17 protein-coding genes and 2 tRNA genes are annotated in these 20,346 nt (G+C 60.3%); 10 read left to right on the top strand and 9 right to left on the bottom strand.

The window, feature by feature from the left end:
* Nucleotides 1-223: 223 nt before the first annotated feature.
* From K1567_RS21835 to K1567_RS21825, 3 genes are all read right to left on the bottom strand, one after another.
* Nucleotides 224-700 carry an FxsA family protein gene (locus K1567_RS21835; protein ID WP_034100298.1) on the bottom strand — a complete coding sequence of 159 codons (477 nt, stop codon included), beginning with the start codon at nt 698-700 and terminating at the stop codon, nt 224-226.
* Between the two features lie 66 nt (nt 701-766).
* The gene (locus K1567_RS21830; protein ID WP_034100300.1) at nt 767-1,498 is read right to left on the bottom strand and encodes a HugZ family protein; all 732 of its coding nucleotides are present in this window, start codon (nt 1,496-1,498) and stop codon (nt 767-769) included.
* A 94-nt stretch (nt 1,499-1,592) separates the two neighbouring features.
* Nucleotides 1,593-2,600, bottom strand: coding sequence for a DUF481 domain-containing protein (locus tag K1567_RS21825; RefSeq protein WP_220698850.1), 1,008 nt, complete (start codon nt 2,598-2,600; stop codon nt 1,593-1,595).
* 133 nt (nt 2,601-2,733) lie between these two features.
* On the opposite strand from K1567_RS21825, the gene K1567_RS21820 reads away from it, so the two are divergent.
* From K1567_RS21820 to K1567_RS21805, 4 genes are all read left to right on the top strand, one after another.
* Nucleotides 2,734-3,117: an MGMT family protein gene (locus tag K1567_RS21820; protein WP_169868193.1), complete on the top strand. Its 384-nt coding sequence runs from the start codon at nt 2,734-2,736 to the stop codon at nt 3,115-3,117.
* Nucleotides 3,118-3,160: 43 nt separating this feature from the next.
* Nucleotides 3,161-4,693 carry an AmpG family muropeptide MFS transporter gene (locus tag K1567_RS21815; RefSeq protein ID WP_034115007.1) on the top strand — a complete coding sequence of 511 codons (1,533 nt, stop codon included), beginning with the start codon at nt 3,161-3,163 and terminating at the stop codon, nt 4,691-4,693.
* A gap of 192 nt (nt 4,694-4,885) precedes the next feature.
* Nucleotides 4,886-6,601 carry a proline--tRNA ligase gene (locus K1567_RS21810; RefSeq protein ID WP_220698849.1) on the top strand — a complete coding sequence of 572 codons (1,716 nt, stop codon included), beginning with the start codon at nt 4,886-4,888 and terminating at the stop codon, nt 6,599-6,601.
* A gap of 20 nt (nt 6,602-6,621) precedes the next feature.
* The gene (locus K1567_RS21805) at nt 6,622-7,575 is read left to right on the top strand and encodes a hypothetical protein (RefSeq protein ID WP_034115008.1); all 954 of its coding nucleotides are present in this window, start codon (nt 6,622-6,624) and stop codon (nt 7,573-7,575) included.
* Nucleotides 7,576-7,638: 63 nt separating this feature from the next.
* Here the strand turns inward: K1567_RS21805 and dinB are convergent, their stop codons facing one another.
* Complete coding sequence (dinB, locus tag K1567_RS21800; RefSeq protein ID WP_034100312.1) at nt 7,639-8,697, bottom strand: DNA polymerase IV; 1,059 nt, start codon at nt 8,695-8,697, stop codon at nt 7,639-7,641.
* Between the two features lie 279 nt (nt 8,698-8,976).
* Between dinB and K1567_RS21795 the strand changes: the two genes are divergently transcribed.
* The 4 genes from K1567_RS21795 to K1567_RS21780 all read left to right on the top strand — a co-directional run bounded on the left by K1567_RS21795 (nt 8,977) and on the right by K1567_RS21780 (nt 13,525).
* A tRNA-Met gene (locus tag K1567_RS21795) sits at nt 8,977-9,053 on the top strand.
* A gap of 206 nt (nt 9,054-9,259) precedes the next feature.
* A tRNA-Met gene (locus tag K1567_RS21790) sits at nt 9,260-9,336 on the top strand.
* 266 nt (nt 9,337-9,602) lie between these two features.
* Entirely contained in the window at nt 9,603-12,245 is a 2,643-nt protein-coding gene (gene mprF / locus K1567_RS21785) for a bifunctional lysylphosphatidylglycerol flippase/synthetase MprF (RefSeq protein WP_034100314.1), read from the top strand.
* On the top strand, nt 12,245-13,525 hold the full coding sequence (locus K1567_RS21780; protein ID WP_220698848.1) for a virulence factor family protein: 1,281 nt from the start codon (nt 12,245-12,247) through the stop codon (nt 13,523-13,525). The genes mprF and K1567_RS21780 overlap by 1 nt, the downstream gene beginning before the upstream one ends.
* Nucleotides 13,526-13,603: 78 nt before the next feature.
* On the opposite strand, the gene recJ is transcribed toward K1567_RS21780, so the two are convergent.
* Nucleotides 13,604-15,313: a single-stranded-DNA-specific exonuclease RecJ gene (gene recJ / locus K1567_RS21775; RefSeq protein ID WP_220698847.1), complete on the bottom strand. Its 1,710-nt coding sequence runs from the start codon at nt 15,311-15,313 to the stop codon at nt 13,604-13,606.
* Between the two features lie 96 nt (nt 15,314-15,409).
* Nucleotides 15,410-15,952, bottom strand: a complete 543-nt coding sequence (locus tag K1567_RS21770; RefSeq protein WP_034115010.1) for a YaeQ family protein — start codon at nt 15,950-15,952, stop codon at nt 15,410-15,412.
* Nucleotides 15,953-16,100: 148 nt separating this feature from the next.
* On the opposite strand from K1567_RS21770, the gene K1567_RS21765 reads away from it, so the two are divergent.
* Together K1567_RS21765 and K1567_RS21760 are read left to right on the top strand one after the other, a co-directional pair.
* Complete coding sequence (locus K1567_RS21765) at nt 16,101-17,300, top strand: CaiB/BaiF CoA-transferase family protein (protein WP_034115011.1); 1,200 nt, start codon at nt 16,101-16,103, stop codon at nt 17,298-17,300.
* The gene (locus tag K1567_RS21760) at nt 17,300-18,184 is read left to right on the top strand and encodes a TIGR02285 family protein (protein WP_034100323.1); all 885 of its coding nucleotides are present in this window, start codon (nt 17,300-17,302) and stop codon (nt 18,182-18,184) included. The genes K1567_RS21765 and K1567_RS21760 overlap by 1 nt, the downstream gene beginning before the upstream one ends.
* A gap of 172 nt (nt 18,185-18,356) precedes the next feature.
* On the opposite strand, the gene K1567_RS21755 is transcribed toward K1567_RS21760, so the two are convergent.
* The 3 genes from K1567_RS21755 to thrC all read right to left on the bottom strand — a co-directional run bounded on the left by K1567_RS21755 (nt 18,357) and on the right by thrC (nt 20,328).
* A complete protein-coding gene (locus K1567_RS21755; protein ID WP_034100324.1) occupies nt 18,357-18,653 on the bottom strand; it encodes a DUF3509 domain-containing protein in 297 nt (98 codons plus the stop codon).
* On the bottom strand, nt 18,654-18,809 hold the full coding sequence (locus tag K1567_RS21750; RefSeq protein ID WP_220698846.1) for a hypothetical protein: 156 nt from the start codon (nt 18,807-18,809) through the stop codon (nt 18,654-18,656).
* 109 nt (nt 18,810-18,918) lie between these two features.
* Nucleotides 18,919-20,328: a threonine synthase gene (thrC, locus tag K1567_RS21745; RefSeq protein ID WP_034100326.1), complete on the bottom strand. Its 1,410-nt coding sequence runs from the start codon at nt 20,326-20,328 to the stop codon at nt 18,919-18,921.
* Between the last annotated feature and the right edge of the window lie 18 nt (nt 20,329-20,346).

Raw genomic sequence — 20,346 nt, 5'->3', positions numbered from 1 at the left:
TTCATCGGCCGGTATCAATTCCGGCGGGTTAAATTCCGGCGGTGCCGGTCGCGGTTCGCTGAGCGAAACGCGGAAGTCTGTCTAGTGTCACCACCAGAAACCTTGCGGTGACCGTTACATAAGGGCGCCTGGGCTTATTACAAGGGGCGGCAAATGAAATTTTTTATGTCCGGGAGCGGGTAAACGCAGCACGCCACCCGAAGGTGCCGTGCCATTGGAGCGGTTATTTGCTGTCGCGGTGTTCGAACTCGCCTTCGATCACATCGCCTTCACGGCCCAGGGGCTGGCGCGGAGCCGGGCCGCCACGGGGTTGCAGGTCTTCGGCAAACGCGCGCTGACGAATAGCTGCCTCCTCGGCACGCTGGCGCATCTTGCCGGCCAGCAGCCTGCGGGTGACCGGCAGCAGCATCACCAGGCCCACCACGTCGCTGATGAAACCCGGCAGGATCAACAGGCCACCGGCCAGGGCCATCATCAGACCTTCGAGCATGGTCTGAGCGGGCAATTCGCCGCGATTCAGGCTTTCACGGGCACGCAGTGCCGTGGCCAGGCCCGCGACGCGCAGCACCAGAACGCCGAGCATCGAGCCCAGAATAATCAACAGCAATGCTGGGAAGAACCCGATCGCACCGCTGACTTGAACGAAGACGAACAGCTCCAACACCGGGAACAGCAGAAAGAGCAATAAAAAAGGGCGCATCAAATGTTTCCTCAACGCAAGAATGCCTTGCCAGTCCACCTTAGATGACGTCGCCGTTTCGTGAATTCAAGCGTCAGCCGCCGCTTTTTTCGGCCAGGCTGCGGCGTGAGCCAGTGAAACCAAGGCTTCGCGCACTTGTGTCGGCGTGTTGCAAGGCGCGGCAAATGGCAACCAATGTAGCGACTGGCCAATCCGCAGGTGCATGCCTTCACTGTCGATGCCGGCCAATTGCGCAGGCTCGTTGACGGGTAAACCGGCCAGGTCGACGTAATGGGCAATCGCCTTGGCATGGTCGCTGTTCATGTGTTCGACCATGCTGCGCTCTGCCGCGCCGGCGAAGGGGTTGGCCAGGGTCATTTGATCGAGCCAGTGGATCGCGCCGAATCCGCCTATGTAGCGGTGGCGAACCGGCTTGAGCACCCAGAAATCGAAATCGTGGGCCTTGTGGTAATTGGCCGATTCGGGGAAGTAGCGGTAATAGCGCTCGGCTGCGGCCTCGATGGCGGCATCGTCATGCAATTGCTCGGCTTCGGCCAGGTAGGTGAGACGCCCTACCGCCTGCACATCGTCCGCCCCACGCTCACCGACCAGCAGCGAGCATTTGGGCTCTTTTTGCAGGTTATGGGTGTGCTGGGCGATGCGGCTGATCAGGATCAGCGGGCGGCCCTGCTCGTCCAGGCAGTACGGCACCACCGATCCAAATGGAAAGCCAGGCATGGCTTTGGACAATGTGGAGAGAGCCCCACGGTATTCCTTGAGCAACAGCTCTCGGGCGTTCTTGGCAACCTGTGCGCTCAACGTATGACTCCTCGGGTATTCAGCCGCCCATAACGTATGGGAATGGATCTCAACACAAGGTAATCAATATAAGCAGCGGTTGCCAGGGACGCGACTACCAAGCCACCCCGAAACCGGCGGTATAACGGGTCTTGCTCAGGCTGCTCTCCGAATCGCCGCTGATCACGTCACGCTCGGCCTTGAGGTTGAGCGATGCCCACTCGGTGACTTTGTAGCGCAGACCCATTTCCGCATCCAGGGAGTACTCGGCTGGCGCATCGATAGGCTTGCCGAGTTCGCCATTGGTGAAGAACTCAATGGTCTTGCCCACCAGATAGCGGTTGTAGTTCCACTTCATGGCCAGGGAATAGAAGTTGTCCTTGCCGCCGTCGGCATATTCATAGTCGGTGCGGTTGACCAGCGAGCCGAGGGAGAAAGCGCCCAGCTCGTCATCCCAGAACTGGTAGCCAGGGCCAGTACCCACGGTGCGCTGACGCGCCAGGTCTTCGACTTTGTCGCGCTTGTAGGTCAGGCGCCCCTGCCAGAACCAGTGCTCGGTAATAAAGCGGTCCAGATCGTACTCCAGGGCCCAGTTGTCGGTGGTGGTCACGTCATCCTGGAATTCGCGGTTGTACTCGCCCTGCCCGGTATGGCGCCATTGGCCATGGCGGGCTGTGGTCTTGAAGTCGACGTCGTAGTCGTTGGTGTCTTTTTCGGCGCGCTTGTAGTCCAGCGCCAGATCGACATTGCCCTTCCACACCAGGTCCTCGATCACCGGTTTAGGCTTGATGATCTGTTGGATGCTTGCCAGTTCAACGGTCTTGGGCGCTTCGCCATTGGCCAGCACCACTTTGCCGTCTTCTGCCGCTTGGAGGGACTTGGCTTTCTCGCCACTGTAGGCATCCTGCTTAACCAGCAGCTCCTGGTCGCTTTCCAGGGTTTTGACTTGCTTCCAGTCCACTGGAATCGCACCGGCATACGCGGTCTGGATCAGCAATTTGCCGCCGTCGAAGACCTTGATTTTGCCGGTCAGGCGGTCACCGTTCTTCAACCAGACGGTGTCCGCAAGCAAGGGTGTGGAAGCGCTTAAAACAGCAAGGCACAGCAAGGTTCTGGACAACATAAGCGGATTCGAGGCTCGGGCTTGGCGAAAAAGAGGGCATTATCGTGTTAGATAACGTCTTAGCAAGGACTGACTCAGGGATCGCAGATGAGTTCAATTCTCACCGCCATGTTTACAGCCGTTTCTTGCAAAAATGCCGACATATTCAACGGATAGTCCCACAGTGAAATTGCCTGTCGATACACCACAAACCGCTGCCGATATGCGCCGCACCGCGCTGTACCTGACCTTGGCGCAAGTGCCCGAGGGCTGCGTGGTGAGCTACGGCGAGCTGGCGCACTTGGCCGGTCTCGGGCGGGCGGCGCGCTGGGTGGGGCGGACCTTGAGCCAGCTCCCAGAGGACACGCGGCTGCCCTGGCATCGCGTGCTGGGTGCCGGCGGTCGGATAAGTCTGCCGGCGGGCAGTGCATCGGGTGACGAACAACGTGCGCGTTTGCGCAGCGAAGGTGTCAGCATCCTGAACAATCGCGTTGATATTCAGCGCCATGGCTGGCGCCCGGTAGAGCACAGCGGTTAGAGTGCGCGCTTTGTTTCCGTGAATCTGAGGCAGACTCCAGCCCATGCCCCGTAAAACCTGGCGCGCCGCGCTCGCTGCCTATGCCAGCCCCTCGACGTTAGTGCTGTTGTTGCTCGGCTTCGCCGCCGGCATGCCTTACATGTTGGTGTTCTCGACGCTTTCGGTGTGGTTGCGCGAAGCCGGTGTGGCCCGCGAAACCATCGGCTATGCCAGCCTGATCGGGCTGGCCTACGCCTTCAAGTGGGTTTGGTCGCCGCTGCTCGACCAATGGCGCCTGCCGCTGCTGGGCAGGCTCGGGCGCCGCCGTTCCTGGCTGGTGCTCGCCCAGTCGCTGGTCATCCTGGGCTTGATCGGCATGGGGTTCTGCGATCCGCAGAAGCATTTGTCCTGGCTGATAGCCATTGCTGTGATCGTTGCCTTTGCCTCCGCCACCCAGGACATCGCGGTTGACGCCTATCGCCTGGAAATCGCCGACGACAGCCGCCAGGCGGCCTTGGCCGCCAGCTATATGTCCGGCTACCGGATCGCCGCGCTGCTGGCCACCGCAGGCGCGCTGTTCTTTGCCGAAGGTTTCGGCTCCACCGGTTTCAACTATAAACACTCGGCATGGACCGGCACTTACGTGCTGTTCGGCGTGCTGATGATCCCTGCCCTGCTGACCACGCTGTTCATGCGTGAGCCCAATGTGCCGCTGCGTACCCAATTGCAGGCGGGCCGCTACAGCTTCGTGCATCAACTGGCCTCGGTGTTCGTGCTGATCGTACTGCTGGTGTCAGTGCCGGCGATGTTCACTCAGCTGTACAACACCGATTTCGCCAGCGTGCTCTTCCAGGGCGTCAGCCTGTGGGATTTGCTGATGGAAGACCGCGCCTTCCTGCGCGCAATCCTCTATATCACCCTGACCTGCCTGTGCCTGTCGACCATGGGCCGCCGTGGCCTGGCGCCGGTGCTGACGCCAGTCAACGACTTTATCCTGCGCTACCGTTGGCAGGCCCTGCTGCTGCTCGGGTTGATCGCCACCTATCGCATGTCCGACACGGTGATGGGCGTGATGGCCAACGTGTTCTACATCGACCAGGGCTTTACCAAGGACCAGATTGCGGGCGTCAGCAAGATTTTCGGCCTGATCATGACCCTGCTCGGCGCCGGTATGGGCGGCTTGCTGATCGTGCGCTTTGGTATCCTGCCGATCCTGTTTATCGGCGGCGTCATGTCGGCCGGCACTAACCTGCTGTTCGTGATGCTCGCCGATATGGGCCCGGACCTGCAGATGCTGATTTTCACCATCTCCCTGGATAACTTCAGCTCGGGCATGGCCACGTCGGCCTTCGTGGCCTATCTGTCGAGCCTGACCAACCTCAAGTTCTCCGCCACCCAATATGCGTTGCTCAGCTCGATCATGCTGCTGCTGCCGCGCTTGATTGGCGGCTACTCGGGCGTGATGGTGGAGAAATTCGGTTACCACAACTTCTTCCTGATCACCTGCATGCTGGGTGTGCCGACGCTGCTGCTGATTGCGTTGCACTGGTTCCAGGAAAATCGGCGGATTCGGTTGAGTCCACCCGCTGAAGACTGACAATGTGGGAGGGGCATTGCGACGATTGGACTTGCCCCCGGTAGCTCAGTAACACATTAGCGCCTGACACCCTGCTATCGAGGGCAAGCCCCATCCCACATGCCCCTCTGCATTCTGATGCCTGTACTCCTGCAGCCCGCGCCCGTACAATCCCAAGTCATTTCAAGTCCAAGCAACCGACAACGGCCTACCATGCGTACCAGTCAATATTTGCTCGCCACACAGAAAGAAACGCCTTCCGATGCGGTCGTGATCAGCCACCAGCTGATGCTGCGCGCCGGCATGATTCGCAAGCTGGCCTCCGGCCTTTACACCTGGCTGCCCATGGGCTTGAAGGTGATGCGCAAGGTCGAAGCCATCGTTCGTGAAGAAATGAACGCCGCCGGCTCCCTGGAAGTGTTGATGCCGAGCACCCAACCGGCTGAACTGTGGCAGGAATCCGGGCGCTGGGAAGAGTACGGCCCTGAGTTGCTGCGCTTCAAGGATCGTCATGGCCGCGACTTCTGCGCTGGCCCGACCCATGAAGAAGTTATCACTGACCTGATGCGCAACGAGCTGAGCAGCTATAAACAGTTGCCGCTGAACCTGTATCAGATCCAGACCAAATTCCGTGATGAAATCCGCCCACGTTTCGGCTTGATGCGCGGCCGTGAATTCATCATGAAGGATGCCTATTCGTTCCACACCGACCACGCGTCCCTGCAGGTCACCTACGACCGCATGCACCAGGCCTACTGCAATGTGTTCACGCGCCTGGGCCTGAAATTCCGCCCGGTTGAAGCGGATAACGGTTCCATCGGCGGCGCCGGCTCCCACGAATTCCACGTACTGGCCGAGTCCGGCGAAGACGATATCGTGTTCAGCAACGGTTCCGACTACGCGGCGAACATCGAGAAAGCCGAGGCCGTGCCACGGGAAACCTCGCGCCCTGCCCCGACCGAAGAACTGCGCCTGGTGGACACGCCGGACACCAAGACCATCGCGGCCCTGGTGGAGAAATTCAATCTGCCGATTGAAAAGACCATCAAGACCCTGATCGTGCACGCTGAGGAAGCAGGCAAGCTTATCGCCCTGGTTATCCGTGGCGACCACGAACTCAACGAAATCAAGGCAGCCCAGCAGCCAGGCGTGGCCAGCCCACTGGTCATGGCCAGCGATGCCGAACTGCGCGACGCCATTGGCGCCGGCGCCGGTTCCCTGGGCCCGCTGAACCTGCCGCTGCCGATCATCATCGACCGCTCGGTCGAGCTGATGAGCGACTTCGGTATCGGCGCGAACATCGACGACAAGCACTACTTCGGCGTGAACTGGGAGCGTGACCTGCCGGTTCCGACCGTGGCCGACCTGCGCAATGTGGTGGCCGGCGACCCAAGCCCGGATGGCAAGGGCACCCTGGAAATCAAGCGCGGCATCGAGGTCGGGCACATCTTCCAGCTGGGCAACAAGTACAGCAAGGCGATGAAGTGCGAAGTGCTGGGCGAGAACGGCAAGCCGATCACCCTGGAAATGGGTTGCTACGGTATTGGCGTATCCCGCGTAGTGGCGGCTGCCATCGAGCAGAACAACGACGAGAAAGGCATCATCTGGAGCGACGCCCTGGCGCCATTCCAAGTGGCGCTGGTACCGCTGCGCTACGAAACCGAGCAAGTACGCGAAGCCACCGACAAACTGTATGCCGAGTTGACGGCCGCCGGTTTTGAAGTGCTGCTGGATGACCGGGACAAGAAAACCAGCCCTGGCATCAAGTTCGCCGACATGGAACTGATTGGCATCCCACACCGGATCGTGGTCAGCGACCGCGGCCTGGCCGATGGCAATCTGGAATACAAGAGCCGGACCGAAGCCGAAGCCCAACCGTTGCCGGTGGCTGACGTGCTGTCTTTCCTTCAGGCGCGTATTCGTCGCTGAAAACCAGATCAAGAGAAGTCATGTTCAAGCGAAACACCAGAGCCCTGGGGGGCGCCGCCTTGTGCGGCGCCCTGCTGGTCAGCGGCTGCGCCAATCATATGTCGCAACGCAGTGAGCACGAGGAGCGAGTCGAGCGCAAATTGCTCGATCACAGTCTGCAGATTGATGTAGGCGAACCCAAAGTGCTGGAACTGCCGCAACGCCGGGTTCGCATTCACGAGCAGAAGACCTTCGAGGTCACCGAGTTCGAAGTCACCCGGCGTTACGACCGCTACACCCCCTATCAGCCCTGGCGCAAAGTCTACGAGATGCCCCTGGGCGCGGTGGCACTGGTGGCGGGCGCGGGCGCCAATGTGGCGAACATCTTCGCCCTCGGCAACCTGCCTTCAAGCATGACCCACGACTGGCTGATCTACGGCATAGACGGGCTTAACCCGTTCATGAACGTGCAATCCCATGGACGCGCGCAACAGAACCTGGCGGGTATCGATGAAGTTCAGCGCGACAAGCGCCTGGAGTATTCAAGCCTGCCGTGGAGCGAGCGTCCCGTGCAAGTCACCGCCGGCAAACACACCCACGAGCTGACTACCGACCGTAACGGCGTGCTGCGCCTGAACCTATTGGACAGTCCGTTCGCCGAGCAGGACCTTAACCATGTCACCACCTTGAAGATCAGCGTGGAGGATGGCCAGGACGACGTGCACTCGGACTCGACCCTGGCCATCAGCAACACCCTGCGCGGTAAGTTGCTCGAAGCCCATGGCCTGATCTACGACGATCTGGAAGATGACGAAGTCAGCCAGTGGGTACACCGGGTCAAGCGCCTGTCGGAGCTGGGTCTGGAAGAAGAAGCCAGCGAGCTGGAACAAAGCCTGATCGAACTGACCCGCAATGATCCGGAGTTGCAGCAGGAATTCCTGCAAGCGCTAACCAAGGATGCGGGGCGACTCGTAGCGGATCCAGGCGCACGCTGAGACGCTCAAAGGGTTGGAGATCGAATGTGGGAGGAGCCCCTTCCACATTTTGATTGGCGGTTTCTACCAGGCGAACTCTAGTTGTTCGTTACCGCCACTAAGGTCCAACAACCGTACCCCGATCCCCAGCAGACGCACCGGCTTGCCGCCGCGATTGAACGCTTGGGTCATCAATTGTTGATAACTCTCCAGATCCCGCCCTGCCCCGGCCTGCTCCAAGGTGGTCTGGGTAAAGTCATGAAACTTCACCTTCACGAACGGCTTGCCCGCGCGATAACTGCTGTCGATGCGTGCCATACGCCCGGCCAGGGTTTCCATCAGTTCGGGCAATTTAGCCAGGCAGCTTGAGAGATCCGGCAGATCCACATCGTAGGTATTTTCCACACTGATGGATTGCCGACGGCTGTCGTTCTGTACCAAGCGATCATCGATGCCACGGGCCAGACTCCAGAGTCGCTCGCCAAAACTGCCGAATTCCCGCACCAGCGCCAGCTTGTTCCATTCGCGCAGTTGCAGGCAGTCTTCAATGCCCAAGCGCGCCAGTTTGTCAGCGGTAACTTTGCCCACGCCGTGGAGCTTGCTGACGCGCAACTGCGAGACAAACGCTTCGACCTGATCCGGCGTAATCACAAACAGGCCATTGGGCTTCTTCCAATCGCTGGCGATCTTGGCCAGGAACTTGTTCGGTGCCACGCCAGCGGACACGGTGATGTGCAATTGGTTTGAGACGCGACGACGGATGTCCTGGGCAATGCGTGTGGCGCTACCGCCAAAATGCGGGCTGTCGGAAACGTCCAGATAGGCTTCATCCAGCGACAACGGTTCGATCAGGTCGGTGTAGTCGCGAAAGATGGTCTGGATTTCCTTCGACGCCTCTTTATAAGCGTCCATGCGCGGCTTGACGATGGTCAGGTCCGGGCATAGCTTCAAGGCATGCCGTGACGACATCGCCGATCGCACCCCGTAGGCCCGCGCTTCATAGTTACAGGTGGCAATCACCCCTCGACGCTCGGCTGAACCACCGACCGCCAGAGGCTTCTGCGCCAGACTTGGGTCATCGCGCATCTCGATGGCGGCGTAGAAGCAATCACAGTCAACGTGGATGATTTTGCGCTGCGTCATAAATAGAAGGGGCAATTCAACGGGCGATCAGTATCGCATTCACCCCTGTATATAGCACCAGTAGTTTGAATCTTCCGTCTGAACGGTAGGAATTCTCCTCTATGGATTTATTTTCTTAATCGAATTTACCACCTCGATAGAGCTGAAAGCCTCGGCCTGACTGGGCCCGCGGTGTTTGCGGCGCACCTCACAGAACGCTAACCAATTGAACCCAAAGCGCTTTTCTTGGACTTACGGGTTGACACACTCGCGTTCCTCTGTAGAATGCCGCCACACAGACGCGGGATGGAGCAGTCTGGTAGCTCGTCGGGCTCATAACCCGAAGGTCGTCGGTTCAAATCCGGCTCCCGCAACCAAACATCAAAAAAGGCTACTCGAAAGAGTGGCCTTTTTTGTGCGCGTCTGTTTTGACATGTATGGAAATTGTAAGACAAAAAAATCTTTACCCACCGTAGACTTACCGTGCGAAGCGCAGGCAAGGCCATCGATTCACACTTATTTGACCCATTAGGTCATTAACGGTTGACACCTCGCCGTCTGACTGTAGAATGCCGCCCACAGACGCGGGATGGAGCAGTCTGGTAGCTCGTCGGGCTCATAACCCGAAGGTCGTCGGTTCAAATCCGGCTCCCGCAACCAAACATCAAGAAAGGCTACTCGAAAGAGTGGCCTTTTTTGTATCTGGCGAAAAAGTTCTTCTGAAACAATGACATGGCATCTTTCATGAAACCGTACAGGGTTTGTGGAGTCCATCTCAGCACACGCTATGCTTACTCCTCTACGACCCATGGTCGCAGTCGCCGCCCCCGGTGATACGCGTTAATATTTGTAATTATTTTGTCCATAGGGATTGGTAACTTGGCTGGATACCCCCATCCTGTCGCGCACAATCCTAGAGGTGATTGATGCGCGCCAACTCGTCTGAACCACAAGACTCCGTGACTGCAACCCAACCGATCGCCCCCACCCGTTTGCGTTGGCTCGATCTATTGAGCAAATACCGACAGCCGATCGGCCTGGCCGTTACGTTGTTGCTGTTTGCAATCGCCCTGATCGCCTGTCGACACCTGTTGCTGGAGCTGGATCTCTACGCTCTCCACGACTCCATCCTGGAAGTGCCCAAGCCAGCTTTGCTGGGAGCCTTCGCCGCGGCCGTTGCCGGCTTTGTGATCCTGCTGGGCTATGAATTTTCCGGCGCCCGCTATGCAGGGGTGAACCTGCCCGCCAAGACTCTGGCCCTCGGCGGCTTTACCGCATTCGCCATCGGCAACGCCATTGGCCTGTCGATGCTCTCGGGCGGGTCGGTGCGTTACCGTCTCTATGCCCGCCACGGCATCGGGGCCTCGGAAGTGGCTCGAATGACGGTGTTTGCCAGCCTGGCCCTGGGCACTGCCCTGCCACCGTTGGCCGCTCTGGCGACCTTGAGCAACCTGCCGGCCGCCGCCACCTACCTGCATCTGCCGCAGATACTGCTCGGCGGCATAGCCGGCGCCGTGCTGTTGCTGTCGACGGTGCTGTGCATCGGCATTTATCGCCGTCGCCTGCCGGAACAACCGTTTGCTGACAACCTGCTGGTCAAAGTCGGCCGCCGCACGCTGCGGCTTCCCGGGCGTCGCCTGACCTTCCTGCAACTGATCATCACCGCGCTGGACGTCGCCGCCGCAGCCACCGTCCTTTATATGTTGCTACCGGAAGCGCCGCCTTTCGGGCCGTTCCTGCTGGTGTACCTGTTGGCCCTGGCCGCGGGCGTGCTCAGCCATGTACCGGGCGGTGTGGGGGTGTTCGAGGCGATCCTGCTCGCCGCCTTCGCTGATAAGCTCGGCGCCGCGCCATTGGCGGCCGCGCTGCTGCTGTATCGCATGATCTATGTGGTACTGCCGCTGTTGATTGCCTGTGTGTTCCTGCTGGTCAACGAGGCCCAGCGCCTGTTCCAGACCCAGCAGAGCCTGCGGGTTGCCTCGGGTCTGGCGGCACCGGTGTTGGCCGTACTGGTTTTTTTGTCCGGCGTGGTCCTGCTGTTTTCCGGCGCCACGCCGGAAATCGATTCACGCCTGGAAAACATCGGCTTCCTGATTCCCCACCGCCTGATTGACGCGTCCCACTTCGGCGCCAGCCTGATCGGCGTGCTGTGCCTGCTGCTCGCTCAAGGGTTGCGTCGACGTTTGTCGGCCGCCTGGATGCTGACCATGGTGCTGCTGCTGGTGGGCGCCCTGCTCTCGCTGCTTAAAGGCTTCGACTGGGAAGAAGCCACCCTGATGACCATGACTGCGGTGCTGCTGGCGATCTTCCGGCGCTCGTTCTACCGCGCCAGCCGACTGACCGAGCTACCGTTTTCGCCGCTATACCTGGTGGCCAGCGTCTGCGTGCTGGGGGCTTCAATCTGGCTGCTGCTGTTTGCCTATCAAGATGTCCCCTACAGCCATCAACTGTGGTGGCAGTTCACCCTCGACGCCAACGCGCCGCGTGGCCTGCGCTCGTTGCTGGGCGCAGCGGTGTTGCTGGTGATTGTGTCGCTGACCTGGCTGCTGCGCACCGCGCGTCCGGTGATCCATTTACCGACGCCGGAAGAGCTGGAGCGCGCCACCAAGATTTTAATGGCTTCGTCCCAACCCGACGGCGGCCTGGCGTTGACCGGCGACAAAGCCCTGCTGTTTCACCCCAACGACGAAGCGTTTCTGATGTACGCCCGACGCGGGCGCAGCCTGGTGGCTTTGTACGACCCGATCGGCCCGACCCAACAACGGGCCGAGATGATCTGGCAGTTCCGCGACCTGTGCGACATCCACCATGCGCGTCCGGTGTTCTACCAAGTGCGGGCGGAGAACCTGCCGTACTACATGGACATCGGCCTGACCGCGATCAAGTTGGGCGAAGAAGCCCGCGTCGACCTCAAGCGCTTTGACCTGGAAGCCAAGGGCAAAGAGATGAAGGATCTGCGCTACACCTGGAACCGCGGCACCCGGGACGGTTTGTCCCTGGAGATCTGCGAACCGGGCACGGCGCCGATGGACGAGCTAAAGGTCATTTCCGATGCCTGGCTGACCGGTAAGAACGTGCGGGAAAAAGGCTTTTCCCTGGGGCGCTTCAGCGACGATTACCTTAAGCACTTTCGCATTGCGATTATTCGCTTCGAAGGGCGCCCGGTGGCCTTTGCCAACCTGCTCGAAACGTACAGCCACGACCTGGCCAGCCTGGACCTGATGCGCGCGCACCCGGACGCGCCCAAATTGACCATGGAATTTATGATGGTCGGCCTGATTCAACACTACAAAACCCACGGCTACGCCCGCTTCAGCCTCGGCATGGTGCCGCTGTCGGGCCTGCAACCGCGACGCGGCGCTCCGCTGACCCAGCGCTTGGGCTCGATGGTGTTCCGCCGTGGCGAGCAACTGTATAACTTCCAAGGTTTGCGCCGCTTCAAAGACAAGTTCCAGCCCGACTGGGAACCTCGTTACATGGCCGTGCCCGCAGGACTCGATCCGCTGGTGGCATTGGCCGATACCGCCGCCCTGATTGCGGGCGGCTTGACTGGATTGGTGAAACGCTGATGATTCGACGCTCCTGGCGGTATGTATTGGCCTTTGTAGTGCTGCTCGCCCTGATCCTGGGTGGCGGCTTTTGGTACTGGAACCGCCCTGCCCCGCAGCCCACCCTGGAGCAGTTGCCCCAGGCCGATGGCGCGGCGATGACCCGCGTGACCCCGAACGGCAATGCCAAAGCCCGTGTGATCGTGGCGGTGATGGCCGACGACATGTTGGCCGACAGTCAATTGCTTGCCCTGAGCCAGGGCGGTAAAGCGCAGATCGTGCAGGTGGTGCTGCCCAAGGACGACTGCAAGCTACAAGAACAAGCCTTGCAAGGCGCTCTGGCGCAGCTCAAAGGCCCAGCGACCCTGGTCAGCGGCATCGGCCCCGGCGCAGCCCTCGCGTGGCGCTGGCTGGCCACACAGAACGACGATAAGGCCAATGCCATCTCCGTAGGCTTTGCCCTGGTGCAGGAAGGTTGCAAGGATCCGCTGCCGAAGACCGCCGCCCACGGCAACTGGCTGGTGGCCTGGAATGACAACCCTGACGACGAAAGCGCCAGTTTCGTACGCGATACGCCGCGCGCCACTACCAGCATCAGCGACTACGACATTCATTACCCGCAGGTGCTGAACAACGAGCTGCGCAAGCAATTGGTGGGGTCGGACAACGGCGGCCTGGCGATCCCGGTGGTTGAAGTGCCGGCCGGGCAAGCCAAGGACACCGTCACGCTGTTTCTCTCCGGTGACGGCGGCTGGCGCGACCTGGACCGCGATGTGGCCAGCGAGATGGCTAAGATCGGTTACCCGGTGGTCGGCATCGACACCCTGCGCTACTACTGGCAGCACAAGACCCCGGAACAAAGCGCCAAGGACCTCACCGAGCTGATGCAGCACTACCGGCAGAAATGGGGCACCAAACGTTTCGTATTGACCGGCTACTCATTCGGCGCCGACGTCCTGCCCGCTATCTACAACCGCCTGCCGGAAAACGAGCAACAGCGGGTCGATGCGATCATCCTGCTGGCCTTCGCCCGCACCGGCAGCTTTGAAATCGAAGTGGAAGGCTGGCTGGGTAACGCCGGCAAAGAGGCCGCCACCGGGCCGGAAATGGCCAAGTTGCCAGCGGACAAAGTGGTATGCATCTACGGTGCCGAAGAAGTCGATGAGAGCGGCTGCACCGATAAGACTGCCGTGGGCGAAGCCTTGAAGCTGCCGGGCGGCCATCACTTCGACGAGAACTACCCGGCACTGGCCAAACGCCTGGTGGATATCATCGTCAAGCACCAGGCCAAGTCCGAGTAATTCCGGGCTGTACGCCAAACAAACTGTGGGAGGGGGGCTTGCCCCCCTCCCACAGTTGTTTTGCGGTCTTAGTAAAATCTAGCGCGGTTCGATATGGGCAATCATCAGTTGCACGGTTTCATTCCCACGAAACTCGTTCACATCCAGCTTGTAGGCCAATTCCACCCAACGCACCGTCGGGTTCGGCCAGACTTCCCGATCCACCCCGAACGCGATGCCGTCGAGCTTCACCGAACCGCACTCACTCTTGAGCACCACCTTCAGGTGCCGCTCCCCCACCACCCGCTGCTCTACCAACTGGAACACCCCGTGAAACAACGGCTCGGGAAAGTGCTGGCCCCAAGGGCCGGCATGCCGCAGAGCACGGGCCAGTTCCAGGTGGAATTCCTCCACCGCCAAGGTGCCATCGGACAGCAGGCGCCCGGTGAGGTCTTCTTCACGCAATTGCCGACGCACTTCGGCATCGAAAGCTTCGGCGAACAGCGGGAAATTTTCCTCAGGCAACGTCAGCCCCGCCGCCATGGCGTGTCCGCCGTATTTCGCGATCAGCGTGGGATGCTGGCTAGCGACTACGGCCAGCGCGTCACGGATATGGAAACCCGGCACAGATCGCCCTGAGCCTTTAAGCAGGCCGTCACCGGCGTCGGCAAAGGCGATGGTCGGGCGGAAATAGCGTTCTTTCATGCGCGACGCCAGGATGCCGATCACCCCCTGATGCCACTCCGGATCGAACAGGCACAGGCCATAGGGCATGGAGTCCACTGGCAAGTCCTTGAGCTGGGCCAGGGCCTCGCGCTGCATGCCCTGCTCGATGGATTTACGGTCTTGGTTCATGCCGTCCAGTTGCGCGGCCATCTCACGCGCCGCAGCGAAATCGCGAGTCAGCAGGCACTCGATACCCAGGCTCATATCGTCCAGGCGCCCGGCGGCGTTGAGCCTTGGCCCGAGGATAAAGCCCAGATCGGTGGAGGTGATTCGCGCCGCATCGCGCTTGGCCACTTCCAGGATTGCCTTGATCCCCGGTCGCGCGCGCCCGGCGCGAATACGCTCCAGCCCCTGATGGACGAGGATGCGATTGTTGGCGTCCAGGGGCACCACGTCGGCGACGCTGCCCAGGGCTACCAGATCAAGCAGGTCGCCGATATTGGGCTGTGGTGTGTTCGCGTACCACCCCAACTCGCGCAGGCGCGCGCGCAGGGCCATCAATACGTAGAAAATCACGCCGACACCGGCCAGGGCTTTGCTGGGGAACGTGCAGCCAGGCTGGTTCGGATTGACGATGGCGTCCGCCGCTGGTAGCTCATCCCCCGGCAAGTGGTGATCGGTCACCAGTACCTTGAGCCCCGCCGCTTTTGCCGCCGCCACGCCTTCGACGCTGGAGATACCGTTGTCTACGGTGATCAGCAATTGCGGCTCGCGCTGCAGGGCCACGGCGACGATTTCCGGCGTGAGGCCATAACCGTATTCGAAGCGGTTGGGCACCAGATAATCGACATGGGCCGCGCCCAGCAACCGCAGGCCCAGGGTGCCGACGGCGCTGGCCGTGGCGCCATCGGCATCGAAGTCGCCCACGATCAGGATGCGCTGGCGTTGCTCCAGCGCAGTCACCAGCAAGTCCACCGCGGTATCGATACCCTTAAGCTGCTGGTAGGGAATCAACCGCGCCAGGCTCTTGTCCAGCTCGGCCTCGGACTGCACCCCGCGCGCGGCGTAAAGGCGGGTCAACAGGGGCGGCAATTCACCGAGAAACGGCAGGACGGCGGGCAACGGACGAGGATCGATACGCATGGGGTGAAGGAAACTTCTCTTTAATAAGACGGTTAAACGGCAAGGCTGAAATCAACTGACAGGCAACGTGGGAGGGGCAGGCCCCTTCCGACCGTTTCAACCACGCTCGCCGACCAGCCACTGCAGCTGCACTTCATGCTGGCCACGGTCGTCGGTGACGAACATCGTGCCTTCGCTGATCATCACATCCCACTTGATCACCCGGGGCATGTCCTTGGCCAGGGTTTCGAGGACTTCCTGCGGCACAGCAGCGATGTGCACGTTCTTCAGGTTAGCGGCGACCGGCACCACTTTGCCTTCCCAAACGCGCAGGCTGCCGTAGGCCAGCAGGCTGGTGCGCTCGGTGCGGCGCGAGCACCAGGTCAGGCGATCGGCATCGGGTTGGCCGACTTCAATCCAGTGCAAAACCCGGTCATCCAGGCTTTTTTCCCACAGGGCCGGTTCGTCTACATCTGACAAACCACGCCCAAACGACAACTGCTCGTTGTACCAGAGGGCATAAGCCAGCAAACGCACGGTCATGCGCTCTTCGGTCTCCGACGGGTGGCGGGCGATGGTCTGTTTGACGCTCTCGTACACCGAACGGTCGAGGTCGGTGAGGTTGAGTTCGAATTTGTATGTCGTGGACGGCTGGGCCATGAACGGGCTTCTAGAGACAAGGAAAGGCGGCCAGTCTAACCGATGGCGAGGCCAATCAACGAATCCTGCGCTGCATCACCCTTATCCCTGGGCCCCTCGCCTATGTTAAAAGGCATCACACACCTGTTCTGCGCAGCCAAGGATCCCCATGTCGTTTAATGCCAAACCGCTTGCCGGCCTGAAAGTCATCGAACTCGGCACCCTGATCGCGGGCCCGTTCGCCTCACGTATCTGCGCAGAATTCGGCGCCGAGGTCATCAAGGTCGAATCCCCGGACGGCGGCGATCCGCTGCGCAAATGGCGCAAGCTGTATGAAGGCACATCGCTGTGGTGGTTCGTGCAGGCGCGCAACAAGAAATCCCTCACGCTGAACCTCAAGCACCCGGATGGCCTGGCCATTCTTAAGCAACTGCTGGCGGACGCCGACATCTTGATCGAAAACTTCCGTCCCGGCGTGTTGGAAAAACTGGGCCTGAGTTGGGAAACCCTGCACGCGCTCAACCCGAAACTGGTCATGGTGCGCCTCTCGGGCTTTGGCCAGACCGGGCCGATGAAGGACCAGCCAGGGTTTGGCGCCGTGGGCGAGTCCATGGGCGGGCTGCGTTACATCACCGGTTTCGAGGACCGCCCGCCGGTGCGTACCGGGATCTCCATCGGAGATTCCATTGCAGCGCTATGGGCGGTGATCGGTGCGCTGATGGCGCTGCGGCATCGTGAGGTTAACGGCGGCCTGGGCCAGGTGGTCGATGTCGCGCTGTATGAAGCCATTTTCGCCATGATGGAAAGCATGATTCCCGAGTTCGACGTGTTCGGGTTTATCCGCGAACGCACCGGCAACATCATGCCGGGTATCACGCCCTCCTCGATCCATACCAGTGCGGACGGCAAGCATGTGCAGATCGGCGCCAATGGCGATGCGATCTTCAAGCGCTTCATGGCCGCCATCGGCCGCGAAGACCTGGCTAACGATCCACAACTGGCCAGCAATGACGGGCGCGACAGCCGCCGTGACGAGCTGTACGGCGTAATCGATCGCTGGGTCAATTCGCTGCCACTGGAGCAGGTGATCGAGCAATTGAATGGCGCCGAGGTGCCCGCCAGCCGCATCTACAGCGCTGAGGACATGCTGGGCGACCCGCAATTTCTGGCCCGCGAGATGTTCCTCAAGGCGCAGCTTCCGGGTGGCAAGGATTTCAAGATGCCCGGCATCGTGCCCAAACTGTCGGATACCCCCGGCAGTTGCGAGTGGGTGGGCCCGCAACTGGGCGAGCATAGCGGCGCTGTACTGGGTGAGCTGGGCTATGACGCCGCAGCGATTGTACGCTTGCGTGAGGCAGGCGCAATCTGATGCGCCATCGGTGCAAACAGTGGCTGGTGCAGCTCTGCCTGGCGACAACAGTGGCCGGTGGGTGGCCTGCATCGGCTCACGCGCAAGACACCTTGATCTGGCTGCTGCGTGATTTGCCGCCACTGACGATTTTCGACGGCCCCGGCAAAGGCCAGGGCGCCTTGGATCAGTTGCTGCCGCTGCTGATCGAGCGCCTGCCGGACTATCGCCACGAAGTGCTGCACGTCAATCGCGCACGCGGAACGCAAATGCTGCGCGAGGGGACGCTCATCTGCGATCCCTCGTTGCTATGGACAGCGAAGCGTGCGGCATACGTTGCGTTTTCCAAACAGGCCTTTGTCGTCGCCAGCAATGGCGCGGCCATTCGCAGCAGCCAGGGTGAGCAACTGGCGCGATTTATCAGCCACGGTCAGTTGGACCTGCAGGCGTTTCTGGCTGCCCATGAAGCTCGGGTAGGCGCTGTTGCGGAACGAAGCTATGGACCAAATATCGATGAAGCACTCAAGCAGACCGACACCCAGCACCTGGCCCTGCACTACGGCAACGATGCCATGGGCAGCCTGCTGCAAATGCAACGTCTGGGCAGACTGGAAGCGGTGCTCGGCTATTGGCCGGAGATCCGCTATCACGCCCAGCAACAAGGCATTGCCCCTGACAATTTGAGTTTCTACCCGATCAAAGGCGCCCCACCCTATCAGCACACCCATATCGGCTGCTCGAACACCCCCCAAGGGCGCCAGGCCATCACCCGCATCAATCAAGCGGTGCGTGACATCCCGCAGGAGCAGATACAACAAGCCTACGCCGCCTGGCTGGACCCACTGATGCGTCAGGATTACCTGCGCGACAACCCGGTATTTTTTCAAGACTGGAACGAGCCCTGACAAATCGCAGGCAAAAAGAAACCCCGAAGAGTGGGGAGACACTTCGGGGTTAAACGTGGCCTATCTAAAGACCAGTACAGCAAGCCACAAACACCGGAGCACAATGTTCGCTCTTGCTGTTACGAAATCTGACCGGGCATGCAGTAGGAAGTTTCCATGAGTGAATAATTCTTCATGCGCAGGCAGCGCCCCGGGTTTGGGCGGCATTGCGAAGAGCAGCGATCACGGAAGGTTCCAAGCGGCCTTCAGCGATTTTCAGGTCACGCAGCAGGCAATCGACCACATCCACCAGCACCCGCTTATCCATCAACTGAGCGCGGTCGACTTCACGTTCCACCACGATAGCGCCGGCAGGATTCTTCACGGTTACCAGGCATTCGCCTTGCACGCCAACGGTGGTCAGCGTAACCCGGTAAGGGCTCAGTGCTTCTTCGAGCAATAGGCTGATACTTTCCATCTCGATCACCATTCAATAGTTCGGGAACAATCGTTTCAACGAGCGCTGCGTCTTTTCTAAATGACCGATTGCCATGTAGGAAAGTTCGCTTTTTTCGTCGCTATGGACATCCGGGGTGTTCAGTTCAGCTTGCGCTTGGAACATGACAGACAAAAAACGGCGGCTCATCGCTGATCACGCGATGGCGGGTGTTGGCGGGTTCATCGGAGGCGAACGAAAAAAAAACGCCGCTGCCCCAAGAATGGGAAAGCGGCGTTTCTACGCGGGCAAATCTGCCTTACAGCGGCTTGCCTCGGTTACCGTGTTGGCTGACAAACGCCTGCACGGTCTTCAGGTCATTGGCCAGCACGGTGCAGCGTTCTTCACGCTCGAAGAGGTCCGCCAGGTGCGTCGGCAATTCCAGTGCCTTGCCAACGCCTGCCTTTTCCACCGCTTCCGGGAACTTGACCGGGTGGGCGGTGCCCAGGATCACCATCGGGATGTCCAGGCTGCGACGGCACTCCCGTGCGGCCTTCACGCCGATGGCAGTGTGCGGGTCGAGCAGCTCGCCGGTCTGGGCATAGACTTCAGCGATGGTTTCGCAGGTCTGTGCATCGTCCACGGCCAGGGAATCGAACAACTTGCGGGTTTCGGTCCAGCGCTCTTGCTCGACGCTGAAACCGCCGCCTTGCTTGAAGTTGTCCATCAAACCGGCAATAGCCGCACCGTTGCGACCGTGCATGTCGAACAGCAGACGCTCGAAGTTCGACGACACCATGATGTCCATGGACGGCGACAAGGTCGCGTGCAGGGTTTCCTTGACGTACTGGTTGCCGCTCATAAAGCGGTGCAGGATGTCGTTGCGGTTGGTGGCGACGATCAACTGGTTGATCGGCAGGCCCATGTTGCGCGCCAGGTAACCGGCGAAGATGTCGCCGAAGTTGCCGGTCGGCACCGAGAACGACACCGAACGCGCTGGGCCGCCCAACTGCAGGGCTGCGTGGAAGTAGTAGACGATCTGAGCCATGATCCGCGCCCAGTTGATCGAGTTCACCGCCACCAGACGCGTGCCCTTGAGGAAGCTCTGGTCGGCGAAGCTGTTCTTGACCATTTCCTGGCAGTCATCGAAGTTACCTTCGATGGCGATGTTGTGGATATTGTCGCCGAAGATAGTCGTCATCTGACGGCGCTGCACTTCCGACACCCGCTTGTGCGGATGCAGGATGAAAATGTCGACGTTTTCGCAGTGCTTGCAGCCTTCAATCGCCGCCGAACCGGTATCACCGGAGGTGGCACCGATGATCACCACGCGCTCGCCACGCTTGGCCAGCACGTAATCCAGCAGGCGACCCAGCAGTTGCAGCGCAAAGTCCTTGAACGCCAGGGTCGGGCCGTGGAACAGCTCCAAGACCCACTCGTTGCTGTTCAACTGACGCAACGGTGCGATGGCGCTGTGGGAAAACACGCCGTAGGTTTCTTCTAGAATCTTTTTGAAGTCCGCATCCGGAATGCTGCCGGTGACGAACGGGCGCATCACCCGAAACGCCAGCTCGTGGTACGGCAGGCCAGCCCAGGAGGCTATTTCTTCCTGGGTAAAACGTGGCAGGTTTTCCGGCACGTACAGACCGCCGTCGGTGGCAAGACCTGCCAGCAGAACGTCTTCGAAATTCAGGGCCGGTGCCTGGCCGCGGGTGCTGATGTAGCGCATAAAAGCAAACCTTTGGTT

The sequence above is a fragment of the Pseudomonas sp. S5F11 genome, from assembly GCF_019641515.1.
Taxonomy (GTDB): Bacteria; Pseudomonadota; Gammaproteobacteria; order Pseudomonadales; family Pseudomonadaceae; genus Aquipseudomonas; species Aquipseudomonas rhodesiae.
Note: the sequence above shows the minus strand (reverse complement) of the source record. Positions and strands in the feature narration are given on the sequence as shown.